This is a genomic window from Pantoea sp. 18059, from assembly GCF_902706165.1.
GTDB lineage: Bacteria > Pseudomonadota > Gammaproteobacteria > Enterobacterales > Enterobacteriaceae > Pantoea > Pantoea agglomerans.
Window position 1 is genome coordinate 213,683 of the sequence record NZ_CACSJS010000006.1, and the last position, 17,456, is coordinate 231,138.

16 protein-coding genes and 1 riboswitch are annotated in these 17,456 nt (G+C 59.0%); of the genes, 8 read left to right on the forward strand and 8 right to left on the reverse strand.

Features of this window, described 5'->3' with window-relative positions; all coding sequences use genetic code 11:
* Window positions 1-33: 33 nt before the first annotated feature.
* The 3 genes from GVJ63_RS16710 to GVJ63_RS16720 all read right to left on the reverse strand — a co-directional run bounded on the left by GVJ63_RS16710 (window position 34) and on the right by GVJ63_RS16720 (window position 3,689).
* Window positions 34-1,200, reverse strand: coding sequence for an HD-GYP domain-containing protein (locus GVJ63_RS16710; protein ID WP_010671493.1), 1,167 nt, complete (start codon window positions 1,198-1,200; stop codon window positions 34-36).
* A gap of 160 nt (window positions 1,201-1,360) precedes the next feature.
* A complete protein-coding gene (locus tag GVJ63_RS16715) occupies window positions 1,361-2,317 on the reverse strand; it encodes a 2-hydroxyacid dehydrogenase (RefSeq protein WP_033785708.1) in 957 nt (318 codons plus the stop codon).
* Complete coding sequence (locus tag GVJ63_RS16720; RefSeq protein ID WP_033759126.1) at window positions 2,298-3,689, reverse strand: MFS transporter; 1,392 nt, start codon at window positions 3,687-3,689, stop codon at window positions 2,298-2,300. The genes GVJ63_RS16715 and GVJ63_RS16720 overlap by 20 nt, the downstream gene beginning before the upstream one ends.
* 420 nt (window positions 3,690-4,109) lie before the next feature.
* On the opposite strand from GVJ63_RS16720, the gene GVJ63_RS16725 reads away from it, so the two are divergent.
* Complete coding sequence (locus GVJ63_RS16725) at window positions 4,110-5,027, forward strand: sugar ABC transporter substrate-binding protein (protein ID WP_010253455.1); 918 nt, start codon at window positions 4,110-4,112, stop codon at window positions 5,025-5,027.
* A 35-nt stretch (window positions 5,028-5,062) separates the two neighbouring features.
* On the opposite strand, the gene GVJ63_RS16730 is transcribed toward GVJ63_RS16725, so the two are convergent.
* The gene (locus tag GVJ63_RS16730) at window positions 5,063-5,563 is read right to left on the reverse strand and encodes a GNAT family N-acetyltransferase (RefSeq protein WP_010253457.1); all 501 of its coding nucleotides are present in this window, start codon (window positions 5,561-5,563) and stop codon (window positions 5,063-5,065) included.
* 72 nt (window positions 5,564-5,635) lie between these two features.
* On the opposite strand from GVJ63_RS16730, the gene GVJ63_RS16735 reads away from it, so the two are divergent.
* Window positions 5,636-7,468 carry an ABC transporter ATP-binding protein gene (locus tag GVJ63_RS16735; protein ID WP_010671490.1) on the forward strand — a complete coding sequence of 611 codons (1,833 nt, stop codon included), beginning with the start codon at window positions 5,636-5,638 and terminating at the stop codon, window positions 7,466-7,468.
* Here the strand turns inward: GVJ63_RS16735 and GVJ63_RS16740 are convergent.
* Window positions 7,465-8,589 (reverse strand): GNAT family N-acetyltransferase, encoded by a 1,125-nt coding sequence (locus GVJ63_RS16740; protein WP_010253462.1) that lies wholly within the window; start codon window positions 8,587-8,589, stop codon window positions 7,465-7,467. The genes GVJ63_RS16735 and GVJ63_RS16740 overlap by 4 nt on opposite strands.
* Before the next feature lie 141 nt (window positions 8,590-8,730).
* On the opposite strand from GVJ63_RS16740, the gene GVJ63_RS16745 reads away from it, so the two are divergent.
* From GVJ63_RS16745 to GVJ63_RS16755, 3 genes are all read left to right on the forward strand, one after another.
* Entirely contained in the window at window positions 8,731-9,642 is a 912-nt protein-coding gene (locus GVJ63_RS16745; protein ID WP_061901953.1) for a LysR family transcriptional regulator, read from the forward strand.
* Window positions 9,643-9,740: 98 nt separating this feature from the next.
* Entirely contained in the window at window positions 9,741-10,682 is a 942-nt protein-coding gene (locus tag GVJ63_RS16750) for a glutathione S-transferase family protein (RefSeq protein ID WP_061901952.1), read from the forward strand.
* A 10-nt stretch (window positions 10,683-10,692) separates the two neighbouring features.
* On the forward strand, window positions 10,693-11,298 hold the full coding sequence (locus tag GVJ63_RS16755; protein WP_010671486.1) for an alpha/beta hydrolase: 606 nt from the start codon (window positions 10,693-10,695) through the stop codon (window positions 11,296-11,298).
* Here GVJ63_RS16755 and GVJ63_RS16760 read toward each other — a convergent pair.
* Both GVJ63_RS16760 and crcB read right to left on the reverse strand, forming a co-directional pair.
* Complete coding sequence (locus tag GVJ63_RS16760; RefSeq protein WP_159227137.1) at window positions 11,295-12,110, reverse strand: sugar phosphate isomerase/epimerase; 816 nt, start codon at window positions 12,108-12,110, stop codon at window positions 11,295-11,297. The two genes, GVJ63_RS16755 and GVJ63_RS16760, sit on opposite strands and share 4 nt — an antisense overlap.
* A gap of 132 nt (window positions 12,111-12,242) precedes the next feature.
* Window positions 12,243-12,620, reverse strand: coding sequence for a fluoride efflux transporter CrcB (gene crcB / locus GVJ63_RS16765; RefSeq protein ID WP_031593044.1), 378 nt, complete (start codon window positions 12,618-12,620; stop codon window positions 12,243-12,245).
* An 88-nt stretch (window positions 12,621-12,708) separates the two neighbouring features.
* Window positions 12,709-12,784, reverse strand: a riboswitch (Fluoride riboswitch).
* Window positions 12,785-12,901: 117 nt separating this feature from the next.
* Between crcB and GVJ63_RS16770 the strand changes: the two genes are divergently transcribed.
* Window positions 12,902-13,822: a nucleoside hydrolase gene (locus GVJ63_RS16770; protein ID WP_159227138.1), complete on the forward strand. Its 921-nt coding sequence runs from the start codon at window positions 12,902-12,904 to the stop codon at window positions 13,820-13,822.
* 23 nt (window positions 13,823-13,845) lie between these two features.
* Here the strand turns inward: GVJ63_RS16770 and GVJ63_RS16775 are convergent, their stop codons facing one another.
* The gene (locus tag GVJ63_RS16775; protein WP_159227139.1) at window positions 13,846-14,874 is read right to left on the reverse strand and encodes a zinc-binding alcohol dehydrogenase family protein; all 1,029 of its coding nucleotides are present in this window, start codon (window positions 14,872-14,874) and stop codon (window positions 13,846-13,848) included.
* A gap of 137 nt (window positions 14,875-15,011) precedes the next feature.
* Between GVJ63_RS16775 and GVJ63_RS16780 the strand changes: the two genes are divergently transcribed.
* Both GVJ63_RS16780 and GVJ63_RS16785 read left to right on the forward strand, forming a co-directional pair.
* Entirely contained in the window at window positions 15,012-15,914 is a 903-nt protein-coding gene (locus GVJ63_RS16780; protein WP_010671481.1) for a GntR family transcriptional regulator, read from the forward strand.
* A gap of 170 nt (window positions 15,915-16,084) precedes the next feature.
* Entirely contained in the window at window positions 16,085-17,437 is a 1,353-nt protein-coding gene (locus tag GVJ63_RS16785) for an MFS transporter (RefSeq protein ID WP_010253488.1), read from the forward strand.
* The last annotated feature ends 19 nt before the right edge of the window (window positions 17,438-17,456 follow it).

Consider the following 17,456-nt stretch of genomic DNA (forward strand, 5'->3'; position numbering starts at 1 on the left):
CGGGCGTAAAAATAGTGTAAAAATGGCGAAAAATCAGGCGACTTCCAGCGCCCAGATACGATTGAGATCGACGTTACCCCACAGCGTGCTGTCCTCTGCGCCCACAATGCTGTCGGTGCAGAAGCTGTCGCCAAGGTCGAGCTCTTCCGGTTTCACTTCACGCTGGGCGTGCAGCGACCAGAAGACATGCACGCAGGGACGCATCAGCGATTTTTCGCCCGCTTTCACCACCAGCGCCACCCGGCCGGAAGCCAGACGCACCAGCGATCCCACCGGATAGATGCCGATGGTCCGCACGAAGGAGTGCAGCAAGCCAGGGTCGAAATGGCCGCGCCAGCTCAGCATCTGGTGCATCGCCTCGGCGGGTGTCCAGCCGTTGCGATAGGAGCGGGTCGAGGTCACGGCATCATAGACATCGCACACCGCCGCCATGCGGGCGTAGAGCGAAATCGCCTCGCCTTTCAGGCGGTGCGGATAGCCGCTGCCATCATATTTCTCATGATGATGCAGGGTGATATCGAGCAGATCGTCATCGGCGTCGGCTTCTATCAGCATCTGCGCACCGACCACCGGATGCTCACGCATCACCCTGAACTCCTCTTCAGTCAACTTGCCCGCTTTGTTCAGGATTGCCAGCGGCACAGCCGCTTTGCCGACATCATGCAGTAAACCGCCCATGCCCACCCGACGCAGTTCCTGCTCATCCAGCCCGAGTTTTTTACCCAGCGCAATCATCAGCCCGCAGACCGCCATGGAGTGCAGATAGGTGTAGTCATCATGATTTTTCAGTCGCGCCACGCTCAGCATGGCGGAGGGTTCACGCGTGATGGATCCGGCGATTTCATCCACCAGATCCATCATATAATCGAGCTTCAGGCCGTTACCCAGCCGCGCTTCGTTGAACATCGCCAGCACTTTCGGTTTGCCCTGCAAAAAGATCTGCTGTGCCTGATCCAGTTCCTGGAAAAACGGGGTGCGGCCAATGGTTCTCTTCGCGACCGTGGAGGCGATCGGCGCCTGCACCGATCGATCGAGGTCGATCCAGAGCTGGCGGATCCCTTCAGTGCGAAGCATGGCGATTTGTCGGGGATCGGTGATCAGCATCTCATTATGAATGCGCTGGTCTTTTATCCACCAGACCTCCAGCTTGTGGATAAACATCCCTGGGCGCAATTCATCAATGGTAATCAGCTTTATCACGCTATCACTCTTTAATATCAGCGGGTGGTAAGGTGATATCGGCAGCCGGACAAATTTTCTTCAGGCTGTTTTGTGCGAAGGTGAGGGTCTGGTGAGTGGTCAGAGGAGAGGCGTCCTGCCTCGCCCCCGTTTCAGCAGGGGGGTTAAGACGCCGCTGCGGTTACACTACCCGGGTCAGCACCGGCTCACCACGGGCAAACGCCAGCATATTCTCAAAGACCAGGTCAGCCATCGCCGCCATGGTTTCGCGGGTACTGCTGGCGATATGCGGCGTGATCACCACATTGTCGCGCTGGCGCAGTGCGTCAGGCACCTGCGGCTCCTGTTCAAACACATCCAGCCCGGCACCGGCGATCTGCCCGGTTTCCAGCGCATCCACCAGCGACTGCTGATCCACCACGCTGCCGCGCGCAATGTTAATCAGATAGCCCTGCGGTCCCAGCGCCTGCAGTACTTCCGCATTGATAATGTGGCGCGTCGCGGCACCGCCCGGCAGGGTCAGCACCAGAAAATCGGCCTGCTGCGCCAGCGCCACCAGGCTCTCATGACGGGTGTAGGGCACATCGGGGCGTGAACGCGGGTTGTAATAGTGAATCGCCATATCAAACGCCTGCGCGCGCCTTGCTACCGCCTGACCGATATTGCCCAGCCCGACGATACCGCACACCTTGCCACCGATTTTGCTGCTCAGCGGAAAGCGGCCCTGCGTCCAGTGACCGGCGCGTGTGAAGCGATCGGCCTCGCTGATGCGGCGCGCCACATCCAGCAGCAGCGCCATCCCCAGATCGGCGACACAATCATTGAGCACCTCCGGCGTGTTGGTCACCACAATGCCGCGCGACCGGGCGGCTTCCGTATCAATGCTGTCATAACCGACGCCGTTACTGCAGATCGCTTTCAGGTTTGGCAGCGCGGCGATCAGCGCGGCCGGTGCGCCCATCACCGCGTTGCCGCTGGTGACCAGCATGTCGATATCTGCGCCCTGCTCAGCCAGAAAGGCTGCCTCATCTTCCGCCTCCCACAGCCGGAACGCGGTGAACGTCTTTTCAATGTTCTCTATCAGCTGCGGCGGCAGGAATTTCCCTCTGATCAGCACCTTACATTGCTTTAATGCCATCTTCTTTCTCCTGATTGTTATAGGATGCCGGGCGATCGCTCTCTTCACCGACGCGTTCAATCGGTCCCATCACCAGCAGGAACAGCAGCGCCGCTACCACGCAGTGTGCCGCCACAAACGCCAGCCCGATGCTGTAGCTGCCGGTCAGACCGACGATGATGCCGAACAGCAGCGGCGTGGTGAAACCGGCAATATTGCCGATGCCGTTAAAAATGGAGCCGGCCAGGCCCACCGCCTCTTTAGGTGCGGTGTCGCTGATCACCGTCCAGGTGCCTGCACCGGCCGCTATACCTTTACCGAAAAAGGCGAAGGACATAATGGCGATAATGCCGCCGTTACCGGGAATAATCGCCGCCAGCACCAGGCTGGACGCCATCAGCATGCCGACGATATAGGGCGTTTTACGCGCCCAGGAGACGCTCCAGCCCCGGGCGATTAACTTGTCTGACAGATAGCCGCCGCTGATCCCGCCCAGAAAACCAAACAGCGCCGGAGCAACGGTGGCGAAGCCCGCCTCCATGATGTTCATGCCGCGCGCCTGCACCAGATAGATCGGAAACCAGGTAATAAAGAAGTAACTGAGCGCAATGATGCAGTACTGACCGAGATAGGCGCACCAGAGCATGCGATTAGTGAGCAGCTTTCTGAACATCGCTTTACTGACCGGTGGCCGCGCTTTCAGCGTCTGCGCCGAGTCGATATCCACCAGCGCACCACCGTCGACGATGTGGCGCAGTTCACTCTCTGACACGCCAGGGTGATTGCGCGGCTCGCGCATCCAGGCAGCCCAGACAAACACCGCCAGCAGGCCGATGCCGCCCAGCACAAAGAACGGCCACTCCCAGCCAAAGCGCGACACCAGCCAGCCTGACAGCGGCGAGAAGATGGCGACGGCAAAATATTGCGCCGAGCTGAACAGCGATGAAGCCCGTCCCCGCTCTGCGCCAGGGAACCACATAATCACCACGCGCGCATTGGCGGGAAAGCTGGGTGCCTCGATCAATCCCAGCATAAAGCGCAGACCAAACATCAGCATCAGCGCGCCGGTCATGCCGCTGGAGAACTCGCCAACGAATCCCATCGCCAGCGTCGAGACTGACCAGAGCGCCAGCGTGACGCCATACACTTTTTTAGCCCCGAAGCGGTCAAGAAACAGCCCGCCGGGAATCTGACCGATAACGTAGGCCCAGCTGAAGGCAGAGAGGATCAATCCCAGCTGGATCGCTGACAGGCCGAACTCCTCTTTGATCGCCGATCCGGAGATCGAGAGGATCGAACGGTCGGCATAAGCCACGACCGACAGAAAGAGGATCAGGCAGAGGATCCAGATGCGCACATGAGACGTCCGGTGAGTCGTTTGGTCTTTAAGCATGAGCTGAATTCCTTAAAAAGCGGCAGGTTGCGCCACGAGGTTTTTTTCAGGAATAACGCTGAGATTTCCCGCTTAAGGAAATATAGATAGGAGGCTAACGATGGATCATTGTGCGGATGTTGAGATCGTCAGGCCCGATTCAGCGGTTTTCTGACAACCACCACAAAGGCCAGTGCGATGCTGCACAAAAGCGCAAAAAGCCGCGGCTGCCTGCCGCAGAATGTGCGCCACGTCGAGGATTTCATCGGCGCTGGCAGCTATGACGCGGCGATTTTACGGCAAAGTGTGGCGGCGCTAGCAAGAGTGAAAAGGGCCGGTTGTCAAACCCGGCGACTGTTCATAAGCTGCAAATGATAATCTTTATCCATTTTTATAATAAATGAAAAATCTATTCCACTCAGTTAACCTCGGGAGTCTGCAATGAAAAAACGTGCATGGGCAATACTCTGTCTGCTCTCTCTTTCCACGTCGGCGCTGGCAGAGAAAATTGGCGTCTCAATGGCCTATTTCGACCAGAACTTTCTGACCATTATCCGCCAGTCGATCGAGAAAGAGGCCAAAGCGCGTCAGCTGGATGCGCAGTTCGAAGATGCACGCGGCGACGTGGGCCGTCAGACCGATCAGGTGCAGAGCTTTATCAGTTCCGGGGTAGACGCGATTATCGTCGATCCGGTCGACTCCGCCAGCACCCCTGCCCTGACCAGACTGGCGCAGCAGGCTCACATTCCGCTGGTCTACGTTAACCGCACACCGGGCGATAAAACCCTGCCGCCGGGCGTGGTGTTTGTCGGCTCTGACGAACGCGAATCGGGCACGTTGCAGATGGAAGCGCTGGCGAAGCAGGCGGGTTATCGTGGCAGGGTCGCCATTATCATCGGTAACCTCAGCGATGCGGGTGCGCTGCAGCGCACCAAAGATGTCGAGCAGGTGGTGGCAAAGTATCCCGACATGAAAGTGGTGCTGAAGCAGACCGCCAACTATTCGCGTAATGAGGGCATGGATTTAATGCTCAACTGGCTGTCGAACGGGGAAGAGATCGATATTGTCGCCGCCAACAACGACGAAATGGCGATTGGCGCAACCATGGCGATTGCCCAGGCGAAACCGAAGAAAACCATTCTGGTGGGCGGCATTGATGCCACGCCGGATGGCCTGAAAGCCCTGGCAAGCGGCAAACTGGCCGTCACCGTATTCCAGGATGCCGTAGGCCAGGGCAAAAAATCGGTCGAGGTGGCGCAGCAGATGATCAAAGGGGAAAAAGTCGATTCCCACCAGTGGATCCCGTTTGAACTGGTGACGCAGCAGAACATGCAGCAATACAGCAATAAAAATCCGTAATGAAAAGCGGAGCGGCAGCGCTGCCGCTCCGGTTATCACTTCTCGTGCAGCAGTTTCGCCATCATCACCACATCGCGCAGCTGACCGTCGCGCAGGGCGGCCTGGCGCATCACCCCTTCACGCTCAAAGCCCAGCCGCTCATAGAGCCGCAGCGCCCGTTCGTTGTCGTGAAACACCTCCAGCTCCATACGCGTAATCCCCAGCCAGTTACGGGAATAGTCGAGCGCGGTGCGGATCAGGCGCTCACCGACGCCGCGACCGGCGTAATCGGGATGCACGCCCAGCCCAAAGCTGATGCAGTGGCGGGTGCGCGGCTTGTTATCCACAAACAGCGTCAGCTCACCGGCCAGCACGCCCTCGATCTCCGCGACAAAGGCGATAAACCCCTCGGCATCCATTCTGGCGATTTTTTTCTCCCAGGTGGCAACGCTGGGAAACGGCAACTGCAGCGTCCAGGGATAGACATCGGGATGACTGTAGAGTCGCTGATAGGCGGCGGCATCCTGCGGTTCCCGTGCCCGAATAATGATTTCCATATTTTCTCCTTTTAGCCGAACGGGGTTCATGCACTAAGCTGTAGCTCTTTACCGGACGGAAAGAGTATCGCTATGTTGTATCGCCGTTTTGAGCGTTTTATCAATATTTTTCATGACGCGCCCACCGACTCGCCCCCCTCAACGGTCTGGTCGTTTTACCTCTACTATCTGCGGCAGGTCTGGCCGAGTTTCGCGGCACTGCTGCTAGTGGGACTGGCGTCAGCCCTGATTGAAGTGTCGCTGTTCAGCTATCTGAGCCGCATTATCGATATGGTCAATCACTCCACGCCCGCCACCCTGTTTCGGGATAACTGGCCAATACTGCTGTGGATGGGGGCGGTGGCGCTGATTCTGCGGCCGATTTTTATCGCCCTGCACGACATGCTGGTACATCAAAGCATCAGCCCCAGCATGACCAGCATGATCCGCTGGCAGAATCACAACTACGTGCTGCGCCAGAGCCTCAATTTCTTCCAGAACGATTTCGCGGGTCGCATCGCCCAGCGCATTATGCTGACCGGCAGTTCACTGCGCGATTCCGCGGTGCAGCTGGTGGATGCCATCTGGCACGTGCTGATCTACGCGGTGACCTCTCTGGTGCTGTTTGCCGGTGCCGACTGGCGGCTGATGATCCCGCTGATTCTGTGGATGGTGGCCTACAGCGCCTCGCTGCGTTTCTTTGTGCCGCGCGTTAAAGCGCGTTCGGTGGTCTCCTCAGAGTCGCGATCTAAACTGATGGGCACCATTGTCGATGGTTATACCAACATCGCCACCATCAAGCTGTTCGCCCACAGCGATCTGGAACGGCAGTATGCGCGTGAGGCGATTCAGGAGCAGACCGAAAAAACCCAGAACGCCGGTCGCATGGTCACCAGCATGGATCTGACCCTGTCGGCGCTGAACGGCCTGCTGATTGTCTCGACCTCCGGGCTGGCGCTGTGGTTATGGAGCCAGTCGCTGATTAGCGTCGGGGCGATTGCACTGGCGACCGGTCTGGTCATCCGCCTGGTGAATATGTCCGGCTGGATCATGTGGGTGGTCAACGGCATTTTCGAAAATATTGGTACGGTACAGGATGGCCTGAAAACCATCGCGCAGCCGCTGAGCGTGCAGGATGCGCCGCAGGCGAAGCAGCTTAAGGTGACGCGCGGCAACATCCGTTTTGAGGATGTGCGCTTCGATTATGGCGGTGGCCGTCAGGTGATTAACGGCTTTAACCTCGACATCAAACCTGGCGAGAAGATTGGGCTGATTGGTCCCTCGGGCGCCGGTAAATCGACGCTGGTGAACCTGCTGCTGCGCCTCTATGACCTGAACGCGGGGCGGATTGTGATCGACGATCAGGATATCGCCGCCGTGACGCAGGAGAGCCTGCGCAGCCAGATTGGTATGATTACCCAGGACACCTCGCTGCTGCACCGCTCAATCCGTGAAAACCTGCTGTATGGTCGTCCCGACGCCAGCGAAGAGGAGCTGCAGCTTGCGATTCACCGCGCCCGCGCCGATGAGTTTATCCCGCTGCTTTCCGACTCGCTGGGTCGCACCGGGCTGGATGCGCACGTGGGCGAGCGCGGCGTGAAACTGTCGGGCGGTCAGCGTCAGCGTGTGGCGATAGCCCGCGTGCTGCTGAAGGATGCGCCGGTTCTGATCATGGATGAGGCCACCTCGGCGCTCGACTCCGAAGTGGAAGCGGCGATTCAGGAGAGCCTGGAGTCGCTGATGCAGGGTAAAACCGTTATCGCCATCGCGCACCGCCTGTCGACCATCGCGAAGATGGATCGGCTGGTGGTGCTGGATAAAGGCGGCATTGCCGAGATGGGCAGCCATCACGAGCTGCTGGCGCAAAACGGTCTCTATGCCCGGCTGTGGCAGCATCAGACCGGCGGTTTTGTCGGCATCGATTAATCGCCGCGTCGATAGGGTAAGGCGTCGCGGGCTTCTTCCGCCCAGCCGCGCACGCCTTCCCGCTCCTGCACCAGAAAATCAGCGACCGCATCACGCAGGCCGGGATGCAGCAGATAGTGCCAGGAGTGGGTAATCTGCGGCTCAAAGCCGCGCACCAGCTTGTGCTCGCCCTGCGCGCCGGCATCAAACCGCGTCAGCCCCTCATCCAGGGCCAAATCCATTCCCTGATAGAAACAGGTTTCGAAGTGCAACCGGTCAAACTCCGCAAGACAGCCCCAGTAGCGGCCATAGAGCGCGTTGCTGTCCCGCAGATAAAACGCCATCGCGGCCGGTTGCTGCTGTAAACGGGCGATCACCACCACAATATTCTGCGGCATGCGTTCCGCCAGCAGGCTGAAGAAGTCACGCGTCAGATAGGGACGCTGCCCGCGCACCGCATAGGTGTTTGCGTAACAGGTGTAGACAAAATCCCACTGATCTTCGCGCAGCTGGTAGCCCAGGTAGCGGTCAAACTCAAAGCCGCTCTGCATCACCTGCTCACGCTCTTTACGCAGCTGTTTGCGCTTGCGCGACATCAGCGAATCCAGGAAATCCTGAAAATCGCGGTAGCCACGGTTATGCCAGTGATACTGACAACCGAGCCGGGAGAGCCAGTCGGGCTGATCGGCCAGCAGCTGGTTAGCCTGCGCATCGGTAAAGTTGATATGTGCCCCGCTTAAGCCCTGCTGTAACAGGCTCTCAGGCAGGGCCGACAGCAGTTGCGCCGCGGCAGCGGTTTCGCCCAGCAGGCGCGCGCCGCTGACCGGGCTGAAGGGGATCGCGCCCAGCCATTTCGGGTAGTAGCGGATCCCGGCGCGCTGGCTGGCATCCGCCCAGGCGTGATCAAAGACGTACTCGCCCTGTGAATGGCGTTTGCGGTAGCCTGGCAGCGCGGCGCGGGTCACCCCCTCCTCCCGCCATAGCAGATGATCGGGCTGCCAGCCCGCCTCTAACCGCACGCTGCCGCTCTGTTCTAACGTGAGCAGAAAGGCGTGGCGCAAAAAGGGCTGGTCATCAGGCAACAGCGCATCCCACTCGGCGGCCGGGATCTCCGCCAGTGACGTCAGGTGAATCAGCGACATGAATTACTCCAGAGAACGTCGGGCAGAGAGTCAGTCAAGCAGGTTTTCCGCGTCAGCGAAAGGGTTAAGGCACGCAAAGTGAAGGCTGCATCAGCGGAGCACAGCTTCTATACTGCGACTTTATCTCCACAGGACACCGCCATGGATCGACTCGATTGTGACCGGATGTTTGTCACGGTGCTGGAAACCGGCAGCTTTTCTGCGGCGGCGTTACGTCTCGGCACCAGCAGCAGTCAGGCTTCCAAGCTGGTTTCAAAGCTGGAGCAGCGGCTCGGCGTCCAGCTGTTTAAGCGCAGCACGCGCGCCCTGTCACCCACCGATGTCGGGCGCAGCTATTATGAGCGGGTCAAAAACCTGCTCGATGCGTTTGAGACGCTGGATGCCAGCGTGCGTGAAAGCGCTACGACGCCTACCGGCAGGCTGAAAATCAGCGCCCCCGGCTCCTTTGGTACTGTGGTGTTGTCTGAGGTGCTGGTGGCGTTTGCCCGGCGCTATCCGCTGATTGAACTGGATGTCAGCTTTTCAGACCGGTCCGTCAACATCGTCGATGAAGGCTTTGATATGGCGATCCGTATCGGCACCCTCAGCGACAGCAGCCTGGTCGCGCGCAAGCTGGGTGAGGTGTATGTGCGCATCGCCGCCTCGCCGGTCTATCTTGAGCAGTTTGGCACGCCGCAGCACTGGCGCGAGATGCCCCAGCATCAGTGCATCATCGACACCAATTTTCGCGATCCCTGGCACTGGCCGTTTGCCGGCGGCGACGGCGACGGCAGCAGCGAGATTGTCACCGTACCGGTCCGCGGGCGTCTGCGCTTCGCCAACACCGAAGCCTGCCTGCAGGCCGCGATGGCCGGACTGGGCATTGCGCGGCTGCCCGGTTTTATCGCAGCTCCCGCGCTGCAACGCGGTGAGATTGTCCGGCTGCTGGAGAATTTCGACACGCCACCGCTTGGCCTGTTTGCGGTTTATCCGCCCGCCCGTCATCTGGCACACCGTGCGCGCCTGCTTATCGACTTCCTGGTGAGCCACTTTACCCGTTTTCCGCCCGCGTAATTTCTTCCAGAATGGAAGAAATGATTGTCTTTATGACCGGATTATCAGCCGTTTAGTCATCAGTTAAGCTGCTTCTCACATTACAGAGGAGTCGCGCGATGTTAGTAGAAGGCAAATGGAGTAGTGACTGGCACCCGGTGCAATCGACCGATAAACAGGGTGGATTTGTTCGTCAGACGTCCGGTTTCCGGGATTTTATCAGCAGCGATGGCTCCACTGAATTTGCGGCAGAAGCGGATCGCTACCACCTCTATGTGGCGCTGATCTGTCCGTGGGCGTCGCGCGCGTTAATTGCCCGCAAGCTCAAAGGGCTGGAGTCGCTGATTAGCGTGACGGTGGTTGAACCGCAGCTCGGTGCCCAGGGCTGGCGCTTTGGCAATTTCCCCGGCGCACAGCAGGACCCGCTGAATAACGCGCAGTACCTGCATGAAATCTATACCCGCGTCGCGCCCGATTACACGGGCCGGGCCACCGTGCCGGTCTTATGGGACAAGAAAACCGGCACCATTGTCAGCAACGAGTCCGCTGACATTGTGCGTATGTTCAACAGCGGCTTTGGCGATCTGGCCGATAACCGCATCGACCTCTATCCCGCCGCGCTGCGCCCTGAGATTGATGCGCTGAATGAGAGTCTTTATCCGCGTCTGAATAACGGCGTTTACCGCGCCGGGTTCGCCACCACATCGATCAGCTACCAGCAGGCATTTAATGACGTCTTCAGCCAGCTCGACGAACTGGAAGCCCTGCTCAGCGATGGACGCACCTTCCTGCTGGGTGAACGGCTGACTGAAACCGATATTCGCCTGTTCGTCACCCTGATTCGCTTTGACGTCGCCTATCATGGCCTGTTCAAATGCAACCTGCGCCGGATACGCGACTATACGCTGCTGAATCGCTATCTTAAGAGCATGCTGTCAGTCTCCGGCGTGCGTGAGACGGTCAGCATCGATCATATCAAACAGGGTTACTACTCAATCAAGGCACTGAACCCGAACGGGATCGTTCCGGCAGGCCCGGATCTGAGTGAGTACGGTCTTTAAAGGAGCAATAATGGCAAAAGCACTGGTGATTTTTCTGCATGGCGTAGGCAGTAACGGCGACGATCTGGCACCGATTGGCCGTCACTGGGCGACGCTGTTGCCGGATGTGATTTTTGCCTCACCCAATGCGCCCGAACGTTTTACCGCCGGTTTTGGCTGGCAGTGGTTCAGCCTGGAGGAGGTGACGCCAGAGAACCGGCCAGGTCGGGTACGGGCCGCGCGGGCGGCGTTTGACGCGACCCTCAGCGACGTTATCGCACAGCACGGCTTCGCCGACCGCTGGCAGGATGTGGTGCTGGTCGGCTTTTCACAGGGGTCGATCATGGCGCTGGATGCGCTGGCATCTGGCCGTTATCCGCTGGCGGGCGTGGTCGCCTTTTCGGGTCGTCTGGCGGTTGACGGTGAACTGACGCCACAGCCTCATCTGCCCGCGCTGCTGATCCACGGCCAGGCCGATGAGGTGATCCCGTGGCAGGAGAGCGAATCTGCCGCAGCACGACTCAGGGCCGCATTGGTGCCGGTAGAAGCGCGATTTGAACCCGCCACCGGCCACACCATCTCCGCTCAGGGTGCCATGCATGCCGCCGCGTTTATCGCGCAGTGCTTACAGGATTAACCCCAGCAGCGCTTTAATGCCTGCCAGGCATGACGGGCAGCGACCTCAGGCGGCAGGCGTTTCAGCGCATCATTAAAGACTTCAATGCCCACCGGTCCCTGATAGCCCGCGCTTTTGAGCTTATCGACAAAGCGTTCAATGTCGATAATGCCATCGCCGGGCAGCAGACGCTGATGCTTTGCCATCGCCATCAGGCTCTGCTTATCCTGCGCAGGCATGGCGGCCATATCACACAGCTGCACTTCATAGATGCGATCGGCAGGGATACCGTCCAGCTGTGAGGCATCGCCGCCCAGTGCGCAGATATGAAACAGATCGACCACCAGCCCGATATTGGGCTGATCGAGCCGCTGCAATCGCTGCCACGCCAGCGGCAGGGTGTTATCCACGCTGCACCAGGCCATCGGCTCATACATAATGCGCATGTTGTAGCGCGCAGCTTCAGAGGCCATCCAGCGCAGGTCATCATCAATCTGGTCGGCGCAGCAATCCTCACGGGTACTGGCCGGCGCCTGAATAGTGTCGCAGCCCAGCACCTGGGCAATCTGAATAAACTGGCGCAGCTCTTCGCGCTTCTGTCCGCGCAACGCGCTGGGTGCCCCGGTGAAATCGCGCAGCACCTGGAGATTGGTAAAGCCAGGTCCCTGCCGGGCAGCGATCTGAGCCAGTGCCGCCGCGCCGCCCTCGCACGCCTCGACATCCTCGCGCCAGATCTCCACCTGATCGAAACCGGCGTCATGCGCCGCCTGGAGCTTCTGGCCGGGTTCACCGTTTAACAGCACCAGGTTAAGGAATGTGGGGTTAGTTCGCATTGCTCGGCTCCTTAATCGTCCGGAATAATCGGTGACGTTCAGCTTCTGCGCCCGTTCATGCGGGATGGTCGGGCGTAAAACCTGAAACAGTATCTACCTCTTAAGGAGTATGACAAGCGCCGCTTAGCCGGATCAGCCCAGCATCGTGACCAGTGCGAAACCGGCAAACGCCATCAGCAGCGAACCGATCACATGCACCAGCGCGCTGGTCATCGCCCAGAGATAGTTCCCTGATTGTAGCAACCCCATTAATTCCGCCGTAAAAGAGGAGAAGGTGGTCAGCCCGCCGCACAGTCCGGTGACGATCAGCAGTTTCCAGATCGGGTCGATGTCGGGATGGCGAACAAACCAGGCCATCGCGCCGCCGATCACCAGACCGCCGATCAGATTCACCAGCAGTGTGCCAGGTGGCAGATTGGGAAAGAGCGCATTAAAGCGCATCGCAAAGAGCCAGCGCAGTACACAGCCGGCAGAGCCGCCGATCATCACAGCCAATAACGGTTTCAACATGTCTTGCTCCTGATTGCAGATTGACGCCGGGCTGAGGGGGAAAGGCAGAGATAAACTGCGCCTGACACCTCAGCTCCCGCGAAAGGATTGAGTGTCAGGCGTCATCAGCCGGTGTAAAGCCCACCGGCGGTTGGGAAAGGTGGCACGCCATCACCTTGAGCCGGTGATAATACGACGCCCGTTTCAGGCTGGCAACAGTGAGGTCATGGCGGCTGAAAACCTTGACGCGCACGCCACAGACGGAGTAATGCTGATGGTTTACAGCCTGTTGCGGAGACCCTATGCGTACCCTGATTTTTGATACCGATATCGGCGTGGATGACGCCTTTGCGCTGGCCTATGCGGCGCGGACGCAGCATCTGCTGGGGATTACCACGGTCTTCGGCAACGTGGCAGTGGGTCAGGCGGTGAAAAACGCCCGACTGTTTTGCGGGAAAATGGCGATTAACGCGGAGGTCTATCGCGGCTGTTCACGACCGCTGGCGCTGCCACCCTCTGCGCCTGCCAGACTGCACGGTGAAGATGGGCTGGGCGATGCGTTTGATAATACCTGCAGCGATCAGGCGCCGGGCGCGGTGCAGTTTATTATCGACAGCGTGCGGGCGCAGCCGCATCAGATCACCCTGGTGGCGATTGGTCCGCTGACCAATATCGCCACGGCCATTAATCAGGCGCCGGATATTATTCCGCTGGTAAAAGAGCTGGTGATCATGGGCGGCGCATTTGGCACCGACGGGCACAGTGGCAACGTGACGCCCTTCAGCGAATTTAATATCTGGAAAGATCCGCATGCTGCCGATCAGGTGCTCGCCTCGGCGCTGAACGTGGTGGTGATCCCGCTGGATGTCACACACAAGGTGCTGATCAGCGGCGATGAGGTTCAGCGTCTGAATCAGCCGGTGCTGAGTGCGATCTGTCGCCCTTACCTGGCTTACAGTCTGGAGAAAGAGGGATTCGAGGGTATGGCGCTGCACGACACCCTGGCGGTGGCGTGGCTCACTCTGCCACAGGTGTTTACCCTGACCGAAAGCCCGCTTCGGGTGATCACGGAGGGCATCGCCTGCGGTCAGACGGTGCGTAAGCTGAGCGCGCTGGCCTCCCGCCAGGATCGCTTTAACGGCCTGCCCGCCCAGCGTATCGCACTTGGCGTGGATGCTGACGCGGTGCGGGCGCACTTCTTTCAGACCCTCACCGCGCCCTGAACCACGCGAACCGACTGGCCGCGTTACCGGTCGAAATGAATCACGCCTTTGATCAGCTCGCGGTTGTTGATGATTTGCGCCTCAAAGGTTTCATCCAGCGTGGAGAAGGCCAGATGATGATTCAGCATCATTTCGGCGCGCAGCTGGCCGCTGGCCATCAGCGCACGCACCCGATCGAAATCTTCACGGGTGGCGTTGCGGCTGCCCATCAGGGTGGTCTCTTTTTTATGGAATTCACTGTCCGGGATCACCAGATCGCCTTTGTGCAGGCCGACATAAACGATCGTGCCGCCGTGTCGCATCAGGTTGACCGCATTGTTCATCGCCGCCGGGCTGCCGGTGGCGTCGATCACCTTCAGCGCCAGACGGCCACCAAACTGCTCGCGCAGCGCGCTGTAAAACGCTTCATCAGCCGGATTCAGTGTCGCCAGGCCGAGCTGGTCAGCAACATGCTGGCGACGAAATTCGCTGGTATCCGCCACCACCACCTGCGCGCCGCTGGCGGCGGCGATAGCGGCAACACCCAGCCCAATCGGTCCGGCACCCACCACCAGCACCTGCTCATCCGCCACAATTGCGGCACGACGCACTGCATGGGCGCTGATGGCAAAGGGCTCAATCAGCGCAGCCGCTTCCGGCGCGACATCATCCACCACCAGCAGCGTGCTGACCGGCACGCTCAGGTAGTCGCAGAACCCGCCATCCTGATGCACACCAATCACTGAGATCTGCTCACAGCAGTTGGTCTTGCCGCTCTGGCAGGCGTCACAGCGCAGGCAGGAGATGTAGGGCATTAACGCTACCCGCTTGCCCGGCTGAAAGCCCTCCGCATCACTTCCCGGCGCCACGACTTCGGCACAGATTTCATGGCCCAGCACCCGTGGATAGCTGAAGAATGGCTGATTACCGGACCAGGCGTGGATATCGGTGCCGCAGATTCCCGCGGTGAGGATTTTAATCACTACCTCGCCAGCGGCGGGCGTGGGGATATCGCGGGTGGTCCATACCATCTTACGTGGTTCAGCGATGACCAGTGCTTTCATTGTTGTCATGGTGATTCTCCGGTTGTCCTGCAGGCAGTTATGGCGAATCCTGCACGCGCTGCGGTGTTCGTTTGCGGGAAGTGTGAAGCACCGCGATTTTTTTGGGCTTTGAATGGTTTTTAATGCATAAAAAACCGGAGAGTGAGATGAGCCGCAGCCAGAATTTGCGCCAGAACGTCATCAACCAGATGCTGGAAAGCATCGCTCAGCACCACATTCGTTCACCGCTGCCGCCCCAGGCGGCACTGGCGGAAATGTTCAATATCAGCCGGACTACGGTGCGCCACACCCTGCACTATCTGCATCAGTGCGGCGTGCTGGATAAGGTGGATCAAACCTGGGTTATCGTGCGCGATCCGCGCGAAGATGACGGTTTTAGCGCGTTAACGCCGCCGATTGAGCAGCAGGCCAGCCACTTTGAGCAGATGTTTTTTAATATGATTAATCAGCGGCAGCTGGTGCCCGGCGATACCTTCAGCGAGCTGCAACTGGCGCAGCAGGTGAAAGTCAGTCCGGTGGTGGTGCGCGAATTCCTGCTGCGCTTTATGCGCTATGACCTGCTGGAGCCGGTCAGACGCGGCCAGTGGCGGATGAAAAAATTCACCCAGGATTACGCCGAGAAGCTATTTGAACTGCGCGAGATGCTGGAAACCCACGCCCTGAGCCGCTTCCTGAATCTGCCCGCAGGCGACGAGCGCTGGGTTCAGGCGCGGGATCTGCTGGATCGTCACCGATCGATGCGCGACACCATCGCCAGCAACTATCGCCACTTTGCCGCGCTGGATCGTCAGATGCATTCGCTGATTTTATCCGCCGCCAACAACCCATTTTTCAATCAGTCGCTGGAGATTATCTCGGTGATCTTTCACTCGCACTATCAGTGGGATGAGAGCGACCTCAAGCAGCGAAATATTGTGGCGCTGGAGGAGCATATGGCGATTCTGACCGCGCTGATTGGCCGTCAGGATGTCGACGCCCTCTGTGCATTACATAACCATCTGGCGACCGCTAAAACCTCGATGGTGCGCTCAATCGGTCAGTACAATTAAAAACCGATTAAAAACCACAAAGCATTAGCTCCCGCACGATTCAGAAACATCTTTGCAACATCCTTAACCCTTTGCTCTTAGTCTCGACTGCAACGTCACGGCGGCCTTTTGCCGCTGCGCGCAGACCCCTTCTCACCATAACGATAAGTACCCAGTTTCGGGAGAGTGCAATGGAAAAGACTTCAGTAACCGGCCGCGACAGCGCAGCTGGTGACACGCCACCAGACCAGGATTTCGTGCCGATGCGTAGCGACGTGGTGCGTTCACCGCGTATCCGCAAGATTCAGATCACGGCGATGCTGCTGTTGCTGTTCGCCGCCATCATCAACTATCTGGATCGCAGCTCGCTGTCGGTCGCGAATATGACCATCCGCGAGGAGATGGGGCTGAGCGCCACCGAAATCGGCTTCCTGCTCTCCGCCTTTTCGCTGGCTTATGGCCTCGCGCAACTGCCATGCGGCGCGCTGCTGGATCGTAAAGGGCCGCGCATTATGCTCGGCATTGGCATGTTTATCTGGTCGCTGTTCCAGGCCGCCTCTGGCCTGGTGCATAACTTTACCCAGTTCATCCTGGTGCGCATCGGCCTCGGCATTGGCGAAGCGCCGATGAACCCGTGCGGCGTGAAAGTGATCAACGACTGGTTCAACATTAAAGATCGCGGCATGCCGATGGGAATGTTCAATGCGGCTTCGATGATTGGACTGTCGGTGGCTCCGCCGATTCTGGCGGCGATGATGCTGGTGATGGGCTGGCGTGGCATGTTTGTCACGATCGGTATCCTCGGCATGTTCCTCGCTATCGGCTGGTATATGATCTACCGCGACCGCGACAACAACACCCTGAGCGCTGAAGAGATCCACTATCTGCAGGCGGGCAGCGTCGCCTCGCGTAAAGAGCCGATCAGCTTCAAAGAGTGGCGCGGCCTGTTTAAGCAGCGCACCATGTGGGGGATGATGATTGGCTTCAGCGGCATCAACTACACCGCCTGGCTCTATATCGCCTGGCTGCCGGGCTACCTGCAGTCGACCTATCATCTCGATCTTAAAAGTACCGGCCTGCTGGCGGCGATTCCGTTCCTGTTCGGTGCGGCGGGCATGCTGCTGAATGGCTATGTGGTCGACTCGCTGGTACGTCGCGGCTTTAACGCGGTGAAAACCCGCAAAGTCTGCATCGTCAGCGGGATGCTGCTGTCCGCCGGCTTTACCGCCGTGGTGACCCGCGCGACCGACACCACCAGCGCCGTAACGCTGATTGGGATGGCGCTGTTCTGTATCCACTTCGCCGGAACGTCGTGCTGGGGATTGATCCACGCCAACGTCACCGCCCGTATGACAGCGTCTGTCGGCAGCATCCAGAACTTCGCCAGCTTTATCTTCGCCTCGTTCGCGCCGGTCATCACCGGCTGGGTGCTCGACACCACCAAATCGTTCAGCATGGCGCTGATGATTTGTGCCTGCGTGACGCTGGTTGGCGCACTCGCCTACCTGCTGCTGGTGCGCCAGCCGATCACCGACGGCGAATAATCACGGCTGACGGCGCGAC

Excerpts from the sequence above, each read along its gene's own strand:
- GVJ63_RS16780 (WP_010671481.1), top strand. The coding sequence starts at position 15,012 with ATGAGCCGCAGCCAGAATTTGCGCCAGAACGTCATCAACCAGATGCTG.
- GVJ63_RS16750 (WP_061901952.1), top strand. The coding sequence starts at position 9,741 with ATGTTAGTAGAAGGCAAATGGAGTAGTGACTGGCACCCGGTGCAATCG.
- GVJ63_RS16715 (WP_033785708.1), bottom strand. The coding sequence starts at position 2,317 with ATGGCATTAAAGCAATGTAAGGTGCTGATCAGAGGGAAATTCCTGCCG.
- GVJ63_RS16725 (WP_010253455.1), top strand. The coding sequence starts at position 4,110 with ATGAAAAAACGTGCATGGGCAATACTCTGTCTGCTCTCTCTTTCCACG.
- crcB (WP_031593044.1), bottom strand. The coding sequence starts at position 12,620 with ATGTTGAAACCGTTATTGGCTGTGATGATCGGCGGCTCTGCCGGCTGT.
- GVJ63_RS16770 (WP_159227138.1), top strand. The coding sequence starts at position 12,902 with ATGCGTACCCTGATTTTTGATACCGATATCGGCGTGGATGACGCCTTT.
- GVJ63_RS16720 (WP_033759126.1), bottom strand. The coding sequence starts at position 3,689 with ATGCTTAAAGACCAAACGACTCACCGGACGTCTCATGTGCGCATCTGG.
- GVJ63_RS16785 (WP_010253488.1), top strand. The coding sequence starts at position 16,085 with ATGGAAAAGACTTCAGTAACCGGCCGCGACAGCGCAGCTGGTGACACG.
- GVJ63_RS16745 (WP_061901953.1), top strand. The coding sequence starts at position 8,731 with ATGGATCGACTCGATTGTGACCGGATGTTTGTCACGGTGCTGGAAACC.
- GVJ63_RS16730 (WP_010253457.1), bottom strand. The coding sequence starts at position 5,563 with ATGGAAATCATTATTCGGGCACGGGAACCGCAGGATGCCGCCGCCTAT.
- GVJ63_RS16735 (WP_010671490.1), top strand. The coding sequence starts at position 5,636 with ATGTTGTATCGCCGTTTTGAGCGTTTTATCAATATTTTTCATGACGCG.
- GVJ63_RS16740 (WP_010253462.1), bottom strand. The coding sequence starts at position 8,589 with ATGTCGCTGATTCACCTGACGTCACTGGCGGAGATCCCGGCCGCCGAG.
- GVJ63_RS16775 (WP_159227139.1), bottom strand. The coding sequence starts at position 14,874 with ATGACAACAATGAAAGCACTGGTCATCGCTGAACCACGTAAGATGGTA.
- GVJ63_RS16760 (WP_159227137.1), bottom strand. The coding sequence starts at position 12,110 with ATGCGAACTAACCCCACATTCCTTAACCTGGTGCTGTTAAACGGTGAA.
- GVJ63_RS16755 (WP_010671486.1), top strand. The coding sequence starts at position 10,693 with ATGGCAAAAGCACTGGTGATTTTTCTGCATGGCGTAGGCAGTAACGGC.